The organism is Pelosinus propionicus DSM 13327 (assembly GCF_900114615.1).
Classification (GTDB): Bacteria; Bacillota; Negativicutes; order DSM-13327; family DSM-13327; genus Pelosinus; species Pelosinus propionicus.
In genome coordinates, this window is the sequence record NZ_FOTS01000063.1 from 13,034 (window position 1) to 27,123 (window position 14,090).

General features: G+C 35.9%; 13 protein-coding genes. 9 read left to right on the plus strand and 4 right to left on the minus strand.

Annotated elements, in window-relative coordinates:
- Positions 1–7 precede the first annotated feature (7 nt).
- The 5 genes from BMZ99_RS22645 to BMZ99_RS22665 all read left to right on the plus strand — a co-directional run bounded on the left by BMZ99_RS22645 (position 8) and on the right by BMZ99_RS22665 (position 4,733).
- On the plus strand, positions 8–1,609 hold the full coding sequence (locus tag BMZ99_RS22645; protein WP_090943282.1) for a ThiF family adenylyltransferase: 1,602 nt from the start codon (positions 8–10) through the stop codon (positions 1,607–1,609).
- Positions 1,590–2,090, plus strand: a complete 501-nt coding sequence (locus BMZ99_RS22650; RefSeq protein WP_090943284.1) for a Mov34/MPN/PAD-1 family protein — start codon at positions 1,590–1,592, stop codon at positions 2,088–2,090. Before BMZ99_RS22645 ends, BMZ99_RS22650 begins: the two co-directional genes overlap by 20 nt.
- A 20-nt stretch (positions 2,091–2,110) precedes the next feature.
- Positions 2,111–3,373, plus strand: coding sequence for a patatin-like phospholipase family protein (locus BMZ99_RS22655; protein ID WP_090943287.1), 1,263 nt, complete (start codon positions 2,111–2,113; stop codon positions 3,371–3,373).
- Between the two features lie 83 nt (positions 3,374–3,456).
- Positions 3,457–3,855 carry a hypothetical protein gene (locus BMZ99_RS22660; protein ID WP_090943289.1) on the plus strand — a complete coding sequence of 133 codons (399 nt, stop codon included), beginning with the start codon at positions 3,457–3,459 and terminating at the stop codon, positions 3,853–3,855.
- Positions 3,856–3,917: 62 nt separating this feature from the next.
- On the plus strand, positions 3,918–4,733 hold the full coding sequence (locus BMZ99_RS22665) for a hypothetical protein (RefSeq protein WP_245755120.1): 816 nt from the start codon (positions 3,918–3,920) through the stop codon (positions 4,731–4,733).
- Positions 4,734–5,185: 452 nt separating this feature from the next.
- Here the strand turns inward: BMZ99_RS22665 and BMZ99_RS22670 are convergent, their stop codons facing one another.
- The 4 genes from BMZ99_RS22670 to BMZ99_RS22685 are packed head-to-tail and all read right to left on the minus strand — an operon-like array spanning position 5,186 to position 11,123.
- Positions 5,186–5,569, minus strand: coding sequence for a hypothetical protein (locus tag BMZ99_RS22670; protein WP_090943292.1), 384 nt, complete (start codon positions 5,567–5,569; stop codon positions 5,186–5,188).
- Positions 5,570–5,571: 2 nt separating this feature from the next.
- On the minus strand, positions 5,572–7,707 hold the full coding sequence (locus BMZ99_RS22675) for a tyrosine-type recombinase/integrase (RefSeq protein WP_090943295.1): 2,136 nt from the start codon (positions 7,705–7,707) through the stop codon (positions 5,572–5,574).
- A gap of 4 nt (positions 7,708–7,711) precedes the next feature.
- On the minus strand, positions 7,712–9,727 hold the full coding sequence (locus BMZ99_RS22680) for a tyrosine-type recombinase/integrase (protein WP_090943298.1): 2,016 nt from the start codon (positions 9,725–9,727) through the stop codon (positions 7,712–7,714).
- On the minus strand, positions 9,711–11,123 hold the full coding sequence (locus BMZ99_RS22685; RefSeq protein WP_090943301.1) for a tyrosine-type recombinase/integrase: 1,413 nt from the start codon (positions 11,121–11,123) through the stop codon (positions 9,711–9,713). Before BMZ99_RS22685 ends, BMZ99_RS22680 begins: the two co-directional genes overlap by 17 nt.
- 291 nt (positions 11,124–11,414) lie before the next feature.
- Here BMZ99_RS22685 and BMZ99_RS22690 point away from each other — a divergent pair, with 291 nt between their 5' ends.
- From BMZ99_RS22690 to BMZ99_RS22705, 4 genes are all read left to right on the plus strand, one after another.
- On the plus strand, positions 11,415–12,473 hold the full coding sequence (locus BMZ99_RS22690) for a DNA polymerase Y family protein (RefSeq protein WP_281246859.1): 1,059 nt from the start codon (positions 11,415–11,417) through the stop codon (positions 12,471–12,473).
- Positions 12,474–12,485: 12 nt separating this feature from the next.
- Positions 12,486–12,722, plus strand: a complete 237-nt coding sequence (locus BMZ99_RS22695; RefSeq protein ID WP_090943305.1) for a hypothetical protein — start codon at positions 12,486–12,488, stop codon at positions 12,720–12,722.
- A gap of 196 nt (positions 12,723–12,918) precedes the next feature.
- Positions 12,919–13,737: a LamG domain-containing protein gene (locus BMZ99_RS22700; RefSeq protein ID WP_175490668.1), complete on the plus strand. Its 819-nt coding sequence runs from the start codon at positions 12,919–12,921 to the stop codon at positions 13,735–13,737.
- Between the two features lie 91 nt (positions 13,738–13,828).
- Positions 13,829–14,090 (plus strand): helix-turn-helix domain-containing protein (locus BMZ99_RS22705; RefSeq protein WP_139214827.1); only part of this gene is annotated, 262 nt, incomplete at its 3' end.

Consider the following 14,090-nt stretch of genomic DNA (forward strand, 5'->3'; position numbering starts at 1 on the left):
TGAAAAAATGGATATTGAAGAACTACTAACACAAGAATATCTAAAGTCAGGATTTACAGCAGAATCGGATGATAATTATTATATCTTTATAAAAGAATATTCCTTTATAAACGATGATACCACAGAAACGACAGTCAAAATAGCAGTGAAATATGATAAGGAATATCCTTTGAGACCCCCTCAGATTACCGATCTCGAACATATTTTGAGTTCTATGCACTCATGGAATGGTTTTCAGTGTTGGGCAAGATTTTCAGACATCTTTCCTCAGGTCGGTCTTGGGTTGATTGCTCCTAATTTTGTTGAAGAGCAGATAATGAAGTTAATTAGTGCACATAAAGTTAGGGAATATAGTACTATTCATGAATCTCCAGAGTTTGCCTTTATTTTTGAACAGCGTAAAGCTGTGGAACATACGCCATTTTATGTTAGTCTTGAGGCTTTACAAAAGGTTGTTATGGCTGGCCAACATCAAGTAATCAGAGGTATTGCTCATAAAAATCCAAGAGGTTATATGATAGACGGTACTCCTAATATTATAGACGCAAGTTTAGGAATTGCTCTAGACAATACTCCCCAAGGGAATAACAGGATTGCTTATTTTCTAAATGTAGGTGCCATACCGCACTTTGACGGTCGTGTGGATGATATTATTTTTCTAAATTGGCTTGAAGCTTTGTCGGGAATACAGCAAAATGAAGTGTACTTACAAAATATTGCAGAAGAAATTTTTGTAGTTGCAGTATTTTTTAATAAGAATTTAGGGCATCACGATGTTGTTGTTTTTCGTAAAAATGGTACGAAATTAACTTTGTTTCCACATGCTAGAGTTTCTTCACGATCAGTATTGTTTAGTCGGCACAAAGAAGAAGCAATGAAATTACGAAAAAAGAAAATTGCTCTGGTAGGTATAGGAGCGATAGGGAGTGTTCTAGGTATGAGCTTATTGCAAAGTGGAATAGATCATCTTTATATACTAGATCCAGACTATGTTGACCTTGAGAATACAACTAGGAGTATATACGTAGATTCTGATGTTGGCTCTTTAAAAATAGATGCATTTAAAAAGAATGCATCTATAAAGGATGCTGATTTCAGTGACAGGGTGACCGAACTAGAGAACTTTGATGATATATATATATATAACCCTGACCTTATCATAATTTGCATTGGTAGTTTGTATGATGAATATTCAATATCGCTTCGTCTTCGAAGAAGTAAGTTTGAAAAGGCTGTTTTTGTATTTGGACAAAATGATTGCACTTGGGGTGCAATTTACTTTCAAGACAGTCCTAAGTTAGGATGTCAGCAATGTCTTTTCCTTCACCAACGCGAAGATATTAGCCTTCAGATGCCTTATGTTCCTTACATTTCGGAGGCTGTTGGATGTGGTAATCCTTCCTATGTTTCGACTCCTTCTGACATTGGATTATTAGCAAATCTTGCTGCAAAGTTAATTATTGAGCGATTAACTCAGGAGGCTGGAAAACGCCCGAATTACTTTATCTGGCAATCTAATCCAGAGCCATGTGCATGGAAAGATAGTCATACTGAACATTTTTCAATAAAAAAATATAGGATTGAAAAACATGCGGAATGTCAGTGTTAAGATTTTTGAAAGTGTAATTGACTTGTTAAGCGTGAATGCATTAAATCAATCACCTGATGAAACAGGAGGGGTCTTAGTGGGAACTCGCTCCTGTACGGATGATCTCCTAGAGTATAATATACTTGGAGCGGTAGGAATATCTAGTTTTAACGAGTTCAAAGACATTTATAATGCAACCGCAACAGAATTTACCTGTACTGATAGAATGGGGTGGGCAAAACTAGCATTAAAAGCAGTTGAAATTTATGGTATGAGCTATATAGGAGACTGGCATTCCCATCCCAAAAGTAATTTCAATAACTTATCTCCTAAAGATATTTCACATATTTTGCAACAATATGAATTACGGCAGTTTAATCCATTTCCACCGCTCCACGTCTTACTCTCTTGGCCATTAGGGAGTGAACGTGTATCGATTACAGCTAATATTATGCTACATAATAATGTTATTGCTGTAATAAAGCCTCAAATTATTGAATAGCAGAAGTGGGTGTGTTTAGAATGATACAGAAAGACATATTGTGTGCCCTATCGGGGGGAGGATTCCGTGCTACATTTTTTCACGCAGGAGTACTTCGGGGGCTTATTAGACTAGGCTTAAAAGATAGGATTAAAGTGATTAGCTCCGTTTCTGGCGGGAGCATTACAAGCGCTCTTTTCGGTTTAAAGTTTGATGAAATTGCCACTATAGATGACTTTGACCGACTAGTTATTAATCCTTTAGTTGAATTTAGTAATAGAGATCCACGTAATATATTAATAAGGTACCGACTAAAGAGTGTTGTGAATAGTGTAGCTTCTACATTTGGATCATTGTTTGGCTCCTTTGGAAAGCCGTTAATGTTATTGGAAGGACAAGAGAATAGTGAACTTTTTATCGAGCAACTTGATAAGTATATTTTTAAAGGGTGCACACTCAGCGCATTGTCTAAGAATGTAAGAGTTGTTATTAATGCGACTAACTTAAATAATGGGGCAAGGTTTCGTTTTGATAATAATGATTTTGGCGATTATAAGATTGGTTACTCCCGCGAAATTCATCATTTGCCAATTTCACAAGCTGTTATGGCAAGTGCGTGTTATCCTGGATTATTTTCTCCAATAAAATTGAATATTGGACAGCATAAATTCTTTTTAAGGGACAAGTTTAAAAATGATGCATGTAGTCCTAATATGGTCCCTGAAAGTATTTATTTATCTGATGGAGGTCTTTTTGATAACTTAGGTTATTACTCAATTAAGAGCGAGTTAGATCGTGGTAGAGATGGTTTTATTGTTATAAGTGATGCCGCAAATCGTTTTAATAATGATAATTATGCTTATGGGTTTGCCAATTCACTACTTAGAATAAGCGATATTTTAATGGAGCAAGTAAGTAATCGAGATAGAAGTAAAATTATGGATAATTTGCTTAAAGATATATGGAAAGGTATTTACTTTAAGTTAGAAAATAGTTGTCGTTGGTATCGAGAATTTGAACATGAAAAGTGTGCAAAGTCATCGGATGTGCCAGATTTTGGATGGTCCGATAGTATCGTAAGTCGTATTGCACAAATTCGAACAGATTTGAATCGATTTAATGAGCATGAAAGAAAATGCTTAATCTATCATGGTGAAACCCTTGTTGAGACAACAGTGTCGAAATGGAATAATGCTCAATATAAAGAAATGTCTAAGCTTTCACACTACCAGCCTCCCACAGAACTGCAAATCTCAGAGAAATCAATACTTGAGGAGTTAAAAAACTCACATAAACGTTTTTAAATTTACCACACTGAATGTCCCGAAAAAGAAGGACGGAATTTCTAACTGGAGATAAAATAAGTGCTCTTAAGGAGGGAAAGGATGTGAGGAAGCGTCTTATTCATTTTGAACGTATTGATCCTGAATATGGTGAAGTTGGTTTTTATTGTGGATGTCATAATCTAGCTAAATTTTCTCAAGAGGAAAATCAAGAGTTTGACGATTTAATGGACGAAATGTTTGGTCCAAGGATGAACAATTACCGAGATTTTAAATTCTTTTTTACACGTCGTGGTTTTCGTAAGTATAAAAAGCTAATTTGGTATCTAATTCGCGCAACGAATTATAAGACGATTTGTTGGAGAGTGTGGCAAGATAATTATGATGTGGCCTATGAAGATAAGGAACAAGTCGCGTTATTATTAGGAGCTAAGCGTAAAAAACGAAAGCGTAATACCAAAATAGCTCAAAAATTATCTAATCATCTTTACCTACCACGATAACAAGAATTTTAGTGGTAATTTGCTTGTGAATGTCAATTTAACTGTAGGAGTTGATTGTTAAAATGAATAAAAATAAACCAATCGAACTCAACACTGCTATTCAACAGAATTATGAACTATTGAATAGAATCTCTCCAGCATTAATTCCTCGAAAAGGCCATCGTCCGAATTCTTTACGCACCGTGGAAAAAGCAATTGCTCTTAGTAGATCAGTCTTTTATTGTGTGAAAAAAGCGGAAGAAGATGGCTATATCGTCAAGGAAGCAGAAAGATATAAGATGTTATGGGCATTCGCAGATACAATAATTGAGGCAGGTAAGATTGAAAATTCGTTAAAGCGACAGATGAACGTGGCTGCTATTATATCAACCGAGCTAGAAAAAAGAGGCGAATCAGCAGTCATGGCTGGTGTCTCGGCTGTGGAATTTTATACTGTATCCAACTATTTATCTCGTAACATTGATTTTATTATTTCCAATTCAGATACAATTAAAGAAGTAATGAGTGAATTAGGTTTTAAAAATGATATAGGAACGTGGTATTTATCTCAAAACCGTAAAGTACTAGTAGAGTTTCATGAAAATAAAGGGTCTTTTGACTTTAGCTGGAAACATGTCCAAACAGTAGCCGGACCCAATAATACTACTATAAAGATTATAGGAATAGAAGACGTAATAGTTGATCGCGCAATTGGAGCGCAAGAATACAAAGATACCGATGAATGGGTGAAATATTTGATGGTTGGCAATTATAATCGGATCAACTGGGATTATCTTAACAAAAGAGCATATGATCTGCAATGCGAAGTGGCAATAAATAGTAGCTATGAGTGGGCTAAAATCCAACGAGATAAATTTATAAGAGAAGTAAAGAAATAATAGTAATAGAATAGTGGTAATTTTTCAAGCAATCGGCTACATCAATACTGTACTTTTACACATTAAGGGAGGATTACCTTAATCTTTGAGGGAAGATAATGCATATAAGATGTCAGAGGGTATTAAATTGCTAAACGACAGCGCGTATATTGCAAAACACTTTCAATTTGTAATGTCGCGAACCCCAGTATAAATTATGCGAAATCGTGATATTCAAACTTTAAATAAAATATTCTCGATTATTCATCTACCTACATTTGAGTCATCATTACAACTAATACCATGTAGAATTAGTCATTCGTTTGAAGATTACTGGACATATTTTGATGGTTATTTGAAAGCGCTATTTTTACGATTCCTTATAAAAAAAACACCTACAGGATTTTCATTCGCTATGGGGTCAATTGTCAATTTGACGCGTTGAACCCTTCTTCTTTTGTAAATATTCGTATCTAACGTAACATCAATTCTTTAATAAATATGAATTCTTTTTCTAATCTTTTGTTTTTTTCTTTTTCAAATGCAAGGTCCTGTTTTAATTGTTGATTCTCTTTTAACAATAAAGAAATCTCTCGTTTTCCCTTCGGTGAAAGCCGCACCTTTTCTTGTTCAAGATGCTCACGTATCATTTCCTTGTATGGCGAACGTCCTAGTGTTGAGAGAGAAATACCTGACCACACAGCTACATCGGCTATAACTAAAGGAGCGTTGCTTTCCTCGAATTTTTTAAGGATTTTTTTTAAGTCTTTTTTACGCTGAAGCATTTCTTTTTGTCTGTATTTGTTTAAATTTTTAGTTCCGTTTTTACCGCGAATATCACCTGTCTTTTCTTTCACATTTATACTCCTTTCGGCCTTCTTCCTCTACGGGGTGCTGCAGGTTCAAGTCTCAAAAACCGCATTTCAACTTCTTCGGACGTAATGCCAAATCGTATAATATAGAATTTTTTGAGGCGGGAAATCAGTGCTAAGTTTCTCTCTGCAAGACCCTGAATATTAATTTTTAAATTAAGAGCAACTGCTTTATATAGGCGTTTAGCGAACTCATCAAAAACGCTTATGTGATGGTCTGTAACCTTCAGGTCTTCACATTCAAGACACGGTAATTTTAGTTTTTCGCAAATTTCTTCTGTGCCAAGAAGTGCTATAGCTAGGCAATTACCGCACGGGACAGGCATTATCAATTCTGGACATTGCTTTAATACTTCGTCGATAACAAATCTGTTAATGCCCTTATTCTCAATTTGAAGAAGGCTTGTTTTTAGTTTTTCAATAAACTCAGTTTCGTCTTGTTCTTGAATTTGTTTATGTTTTTCGTAAGTACCTGTTGCCGCCACTTCTGCGATAAAATCTTTGTAGAAAGTGTTGTAGACAGTTTTGGCATTGCTCATCCGGCTTTCTTTACCTACATGGTAAATTTTAATGGTCTCTAAGTCGCCGTGTCCGGCAAGTTCGGCAACTTCAATATCTGTCATGCCAGTTTCAAGCCATGTTGTTATACGGATTTTCCGAAGAATATAAAGGCTATATTTGGCATCACCATCTTCATTAACTAATCCCCCCGAAATTAATAGCTTCTTAAACAAGTTTCTGGCTGCGGGTATTCCAATTAGCTCTCCATCAATGCCAAATAAGCGTCTTACAGTTTCGCCATCCCAAATATCATAATAGGGAAGTGTACCCTTGTTGTATTCTTGTAGTTCTTTTATAAGGAACATGATTTCTGGTATTAACGGGATGTAACGTTCTTTATAAAACTTTGCACGATGGACGTGGAGGTGTGGGATTTCTTTTGTTCCACGAATACAATCTAGCCTTAAACCTCTTGCTTCCGCAGGTCTAAGTGCAGTATAGTAAATTAATTTGATTATGGATATACAAATGTACTCGTACCTATTGCGAGGAGAGTATGAGTAGATGAGTTGTTCGATTAACTCTCTGTCTTCTTGCGGAACGGGAGCCGGAAGTATTATGGGGGATTGAGCGTAAAGTTCGTAGAATTGAGTAGTTTTAGTAGTTGTTGTGCCTCCTAGATAAACAGCTAACGTTTTGCTGAGTGTCTTCTTTTTAGATGCGAAAAGCAGAAAAGATTTGATTGTCCTGATATATGTGTTATATGTATTATCGGTCAATGATGGTTGTTTATCTCTAAGTGCCAATGCGTATGCTTTTAAGTGTTCCGGCAGTAAATCCTTATATTCCTCGATTTCGGGGTATTCTCGAATAATAAACGAAAAGAAGCCATGTAACCGACCAGGCGCACCCACTGGTGCGAGATTTTGTTGAAAATATTCATACTCATCTTTCATGTCAGGGGCTAAGTTAATAGGTAATTGCTTTTTTGCTCTTGACCAACCTGTGGCACTTTTCCAGTCCTCGGTAAAACCGAAAAGTTTTGTACTTACACTGAAAAGTAACTTCGGAGACCCATTCTTCCTTACACCGCCATGATGGATACATTCAAGTATATCGGCGCAATTTATTTGCTCAAATTCTTTTTGCTTTAATATAACAATTTTCAATATAGCATGGTGTATCCTATTTCTGGTGTGACTTGAAATATGTAATTCTTGAATACAAGTATCTATGCGTAGTTTTTGTTGTTCGCTTAAAATGTCGGGGGGATTCCCCATAGAAAAATGGCGCCATTTTACATTAACTCTGCCACAAAGAGCGAGAATCCAAAAGTAGAGAGTATTGATGCGTGTACCTGCTTTGATAAAATTCGCATTTTCCCAATCTGCGAGTTTTGGAAAGACTTCTTTAATTTTGTTATAGAAAAATTTGTGGTCTTGAATATACGTAAGAGCTTGATTGTGCTTTTTATGCAGCCATTTCAATATTTTTTCGTATTCGGATTTTGGAAGATGTTCTTTTTCTATCGGAAGATTTAATGATTGTATATATTGCCTCAAGGTTAATTCTTTTTCGACATCAAACTGTTGTTTTTCAATTAACTTTAATTGAATTGCCATTTTCCTACTCCTTGAAATAATAATGTTTTAAATCAGTGATCTCTTCATCTGTTACATCTAGTTCTTTTAACCATCTTTCCTGATGTTTTAGTCCTATAATAAGATGTCTATACTCCTCGTTTTTAAAGAAAGTGTCAAATCCAACTAAAGTAATTGTTTTTTTGATTAATAAAAAGTTGTTTGTATACCGTTCTTTTAATTCTTCTAATTGCTCTTTGCAAGTAAAGTAATAATCGCATGCTTCGCACATGGGCGCAATTGCACAGTTGGGATTTGTGCAAAAGCCGAAACCTAAGTCTTTAGCAGCTTCCATTACCAATTCTTTGGTGATCCGGGTAGAAAAGTTCAATTTTTTAACGACATTCATATATTGCTCGGGAGTAAACGGTGATTCTAGCAAGGCATTCAATAGGTCAACACCTTTGCCGACAATCTTACCTTCCTCAATGGCCTTTATTGCAGTGAGTCGCCGCATTGAGATGTCCTGTTGGGTGTATCTTTTTACCATTCTAATTGATACGTGATTGGAATCGTGTTGAACGGCAGAAAGGCTTCCGTTCGTAACTGTGTAAATATCATTGAACTTCTGGTGGCGAAATGCATGAAACCTGATCCCTTTGTATTTGATACGATTGCCACTTTCATCCTTGATATCGGCTAACACCATTAGTCTATCAAAAAATCTGTACAGAACGTCTTCGCTGAGCAGGTAGCCATTATGTTCAAATAAAGAGTAAAATTCTTTGCCGGTCCTCTTATGAAAAAATTTTATTTTGGGGCCTTTTTCCAATCTATCTTCCAGAAACTTTATAGAATGTAATCCCCAAGGCATGCATGACATAGGTTTGTTTATCAGACCTAGCTTCTCTTTTATTGCGAAGGTCACTTCGCCAATCCCGTCTTTGATATTAGTGATGCTGTTAGGCGTTAACCAAAGAATTTCGCTTTTCCTAGCTCCGATTGCAGTTATTACAAGAAAAAAATGCTTACAAAGAACTTCTTCTTCGGTCTTAGGTTTAAAATTTAATAATGCCGCAAAGATAGCGAAATAATGATCCCTGGTTTGAAACATCTTAGGCTTTTCATCATTAAGACCAATCTTGTTTCTTTTCCAACGATATCCGTAATCTTCAGGCAACTCATTTTCTGTTACACAGCCGTTCCTAAATAGCCATTCAAAAAATTGCATCACGCTATTAATCTTCGAAGACTTTGACCTAACAGGGGCAGAAGATTTTTCAATTAATTCTCTGTAATGACACCAATAGTCATTTTGAAATATTTCGTTTAAATTCCTTATATCGGGGTTTCGTTTAGTTACATGTGATAAAAAATATTTTATTTGCATTCGTGGAGTTGCAATGTCATAACCTTTTGCGATGTATTTTTCTTGAAGATACTTTTTTACCAACCCTATTATTTCGGAGGATGGTGTTCCAAATTGCTTTTCATCGGGGGCTGCCCGCTGTGTAAATTTTTTTGGCATATTTACAGGTGTAAGGGCACGCTCGATAAAATTTAGATAGGTTATCCTTGAAGATTGAGTTATCTTGGAAAAGTTGTTGTAATTTTTAACAACTGAATTTTTAAGTTGCCTAACGTTTTCAATAGAAATGTCATTAAGTGTTTTATACTCAGAACTAATGCAAAAACGTACTACGTAGACAAGGAATTTTTTTTTCTCATTTTCACTTTTAATTAGCTTTAAAATCGAATTTAGTAAGTCAGCGTTAATTAGATTAAAATACTTAACGATCTTATCCCCATAGTAAATGGGATGATTAAGATAATAAATTGGGATTGTAGGTCTACATTTTAGACACATAAAAATATAAAAAGGAAAAACTTTACCCCTAAATTTATCGTCTGCCGACTCGATAAAATCTTTGGGATTGGGATATCTCTTTATGACCTGGTTGTGAATAGTAACTGCGTGGCTTCTTAGGATCATTTTGTCTGATAGAGGATTTCGAGTTGTAACACAATAGTCTATAAATTCATCCTTACTTGGATAATTCATCCTTTTTAACTCCTTGGCGTTTTGCGCGCTCTATCTTCTTTAATAATTCTAACTTTTCTTTTTTGAAGAAATGGACGTAAGTATTTCTAGTAATTTTTCCATTCGCGTGGCCTAGTTGACCAGACAGAATGTCTAGCTCTACGTCTTTCGCCTTGTTGTAGACATGCTTAATCCAGTTAGTTGCATAAGTGTGTCTGAACGAATGTATGACTAAATTCGGTTCTCCTTTTCTATCACTAAGTCCGGTTTTGTCAAGTACATCGTTAAAGGTGTCTCTTACGCTATTGTATTTAAGTCTTGTTCCATTACGATTAGTAAAAAGAAAATCGTGTTTTTTACTTAACGGCATCTTTCTGAATTGGATACGACGATAATTCAGGGCATTAGTCAATAGGTTTCTTAGTGTATGACTTGAATCTACGATATCAACAACTCTCTCTTTGTTGAACTTTATCTTCAAGTCGGGTGGGTTATCTTCTCTTACGAAGATATATACCTGCCAATGATCTTTTTCATCGTCTACCAATCGGATATCACCCTGTATTTTTGTAAAGTCATAAGTTAATCTGTTCATTGGTACATCGAATATTTTTAAGGCTAATCCTTCGGCTGCCCTCATGCCGGTTTCATCCAAAAGATAATAATATAGACGATACATTGGTGGGTAGTCTCGAAGATTAAAGAAGAATTCGTCCTCTTCTTCCGCCTCGAAGATCATGCTTTCTTCAACTGGCCTGATTTTTATATTTAGTTGAATTGTGATACCGCAACTTTTAAATAAGCTGCCTGCGGAGTAGAAATATGTAATGCCGTCCCTCGTTATATGAGAGAGCATGGAAGAGTCTGTATCTTTTTTTACTGGAAGCAAATCAAACATATCATTAAGAGCAATGCTTATTTTCTTTTTCTTTACTAAATAACACAAGAAATGTTTTACATTATTGATTATACGTTTGAATGATTCTTTAGTATGTGCTGAGGTATATCGATTAAAAGCTTTAGCCTTAGAATCTGGTTTATGTATATCTTTAATGGGAAGTTTCTTCATAATACTTCTTTCAATACAGTTCCTAACTCGTTTTTTTGTTTCGATGAGAGGAAGGTATTCCATTATAAAGTGTTTTAGTACAGCTCTATCTATTAGCTCAACTGAAATATTGTTTACGAGCATGAAATCGTAAAAATGGCAGAGATCGTAGGCGGTTCGTTTTAGAGTATTTAGCTGTTCCCCTTTATTCTTGGCGAGATATTTTAAAAAGTAAAATACATCTTCTATTGGCTTATTTTCGTTGTTGATTAAGATGTAAAAAGCAGGGGTGCCTCCGAACTTTTTAAGGGGACGAACATAATTTAAACCGTCTATGGATAGTGAGCAGTATTTTTCTCTCGTGAGCATTCTTATACTCCTTTATATGACAGGTTTGTTAATAACGTTATTCGCCATTAACATATCATGGAAAATGTTTTATTTCTATAGCTCATTCCCGGATACCTTCTATGTGATATTTATTTCTCTGATACGACCACAAATACTACTGACATAAGAAAAGTGAAGGTCTAAGAAGATTCTTAAACTCACTCACAAAACTGTTTATGATGTGTAGTTCTATCACTAAGAAACGCTGGAAAACACTATACGTATAAAGGGTTATAGAAAAGATATGATAAATATATATTAGAAGAGTAGATTAGGGAGGCAAAACAAAAGTGCCCTGGTTTAGTGCTGGTGCGAGCAGACTTTCAAAAGTATCTACGATTTTCACGCTTAGCGCGAAAGATATATGCCGATTATACTAATCAAATTGAGCCATTTGGAATTGATGAGGCTTGGCTTGATGTTACTGGTACAGAGCAAATATTTGGAACTGGCCAAGATATTGCAAATCAAATTAGGCAGCGCTTACAGGATGAATTAGGACTCACTGGATCAGTTGGAGTTTCCTATAATAAAATCTTTGCGAAGCTTGGTAGTGATATGAATAAACCAAATGCTACAACAGTTATTACAGCAGATAATTTTCAGGATAAAGTTTGGCCACTACCTGTTGGTGAGTTGTTATACGTTGGACGTTCTACTAGGAGAAAGTTTCAAAATCGCGCCATCTATACCATTGGTGATCTTGCGAACCGCGATATTCAAAGCCTGCGTTTACTATTAGGCATATGGGGAGAAACGCTACATGGCTTTGCAAATGGATTTGATTTGGAACCGGTAAGGTTAACAGGTGAGAGCAGCATCATTAAATCAGTTGGCAATAGTACTACAACTCCAAGAGATTTAGTTAATAATCAAGATGTCAAACTAATCATTTATGTACTGGCAGAGAGCGTGGCGGCTCGTCTACGTAAGCATGGTTTTAAATGTAAAACGATATCGATCAGTGTAAGGGGGAATGATCTCATATCCTTTGAGAGGCAAGGTAAGTTGTCAGGACCGACATTTTTATCTAATGACATTGCTAATAAGGCGATGGAATTATTTAAAACAAATTACCGGTGGGAGACTCCGATTCGTAGTCTTGGTGTACGTGGTTCTGATTTAGTAACAGCAGATAGGCATGTGCAGCTAGATTTATTTGATAATAGCAACTTAGATGCGGAAATATTGGCAAGTACAGTAGATACATTACATAAACGTTTTGGTCACTATAGTGTTCAACGCTGTGCAATGCTGCTAGATCGTCATCTTACGGGATTTAACCCTGAACAAGATCACGTTATCCACCCAATTTCATATTTTAAATAGCAGGTGAAAGGTATGAGTAATAAAGTATTTGTAGAAGTCATGGCAAAACATGACATATACGGTAATGTCAGACCCCTGTCAATCAAATGGGAGGATGGCAGAGTCTTTGAAGTGGATCGCCTTATTGATGTGCGTCAAGCTGCATCATTAAAAGGGGGCGGTGTAGGCATACGCTATACCTGTAAGATCATGGGCAAGCAGGTTCATTTATATGATGATATGGGAAAATGGTTTATGGAACGGAAATAGAGAGAGTCGTCGGCCTTCAGTGGCGGACGACTCTTTTTCATGTATATAAGTAAATATCTTAGAATTAAATTGATTCAATAGTTTAATTTTTGATTTCTACGGAATGTGTATCAGTGAAAGCTGATATACAGGATGCACACAGTTAGAAGAAAGGTCCTTGCTATCAGATTTACAAAAATAAATGGAGGTAATAAATATGTATGAAATGGATCAATATACGGTATCATTATTGCATTTTGAGGATGGAATTAAAGATGAGAGTGGTAAGGTATGGGCAGCGAAGAATGGGGCTAACGTGTCTAGTGAATTGGGTGAGTTTTCAGGAGTGCTCTCTTTAAATGGAAGTGGCCAATATATAACTACACCTAGTAATACTGAGTTAACATTTGGTGGGGATTATACGGTTGATTTTTGGGTTTATATGGCTGCAATTCCAAGTGTAGATTATGTTGTTTATGCATCAACTGTAACAGGTGGTATATCAGCATCTATTTCAACTACTAAGATAGCATTTGGGAAATGTTTGATTGGCGATGAATTAATTGCTAATGTTACTGTGCCTATAAAAGAATGGGTACACATTGCAATTACAAGAGCATCTAATATTGCAAGAATATTTATGAACGGTGCTCAAGTTGCTAGTGGAACAGTAACAACATCATATCCGCAGGGGGGATTAAATATTGGTGTTGATGGAAATAATTCAAGCTTTCCACTAAACGGCTATATTGATGAATTCCGGATTTCTAATATTGCTCGTTGGACTTCTGACTTTCAGCCCGATTCGCCACAGCCTTCTACTGGCAGCGGATTATTGCGAATTACCATGAATGATTCCAGTGAGCGAGAGTATAGGTTATCTATAGTCGAGATTGAAAAGTTTATCAAATGGTACGATCGTACCGTTGGTACAGGCAATACTTGCTATGCATTTGATGATATTGTTGATCTAAGTAAAGAGTATCTATCATTTGAGAAGATTATTAGCTTTAAAGTGATACCTTTAAAAGATTAGTATGCTAGCCATCTCACCTTTGATATGCTCCCCTTGTAATAGACAGTTGAAATAATAAAACTGTCTATTGCAAGGAAGGAGCATATTTTTTATGGGAAGCAAATTTACGGTTTCATATGAAGAACGCATTGATGCAGTTGAAAAGTACCTACGGAATGAATACTCCATGAACGATCTGTCAAAGCAATTAAAGGTAGCTAATACAAGCATTAGGCGATGGTTAGCAAGGTATCAGTCTTTAGGACCAGAAGGGCTACAGGAAACCTCGAAAAACCTATCCTATTCTTGGGAGTTGAAAGAAACAGTCGTGATGGATTATCTATCTGGTAGTGGTTCTCATATGGATCTTTGTA

What these genes read in the sequence shown, in the direction of transcription:
- BMZ99_RS22665 (WP_245755120.1), top strand. Translation starts at nt 3,918, where the DNA reads ATGAATAAAAATAAACCAATCGAACTCAACACTGCTATTCAACAGAAT.
- BMZ99_RS22700 (WP_175490668.1), top strand. Translation starts at nt 12,919, where the DNA reads ATGTATGAAATGGATCAATATACGGTATCATTATTGCATTTTGAGGAT.
- BMZ99_RS22685 (WP_090943301.1), bottom strand. Translation starts at nt 11,123, where the DNA reads ATGCTCACGAGAGAAAAATACTGCTCACTATCCATAGACGGTTTAAAT.
- BMZ99_RS22655 (WP_090943287.1), top strand. Translation starts at nt 2,111, where the DNA reads ATGATACAGAAAGACATATTGTGTGCCCTATCGGGGGGAGGATTCCGT.
- BMZ99_RS22695 (WP_090943305.1), top strand. Translation starts at nt 12,486, where the DNA reads ATGAGTAATAAAGTATTTGTAGAAGTCATGGCAAAACATGACATATAC.
- BMZ99_RS22650 (WP_090943284.1), top strand. Translation starts at nt 1,590, where the DNA reads ATGCGGAATGTCAGTGTTAAGATTTTTGAAAGTGTAATTGACTTGTTA.
- BMZ99_RS22675 (WP_090943295.1), bottom strand. Translation starts at nt 7,707, where the DNA reads ATGGCAATTCAATTAAAGTTAATTGAAAAACAACAGTTTGATGTCGAA.
- BMZ99_RS22645 (WP_090943282.1), top strand. Translation starts at nt 8, where the DNA reads ATGGATATTGAAGAACTACTAACACAAGAATATCTAAAGTCAGGATTT.
- BMZ99_RS22680 (WP_090943298.1), bottom strand. Translation starts at nt 9,727, where the DNA reads ATGAATTATCCAAGTAAGGATGAATTTATAGACTATTGTGTTACAACT.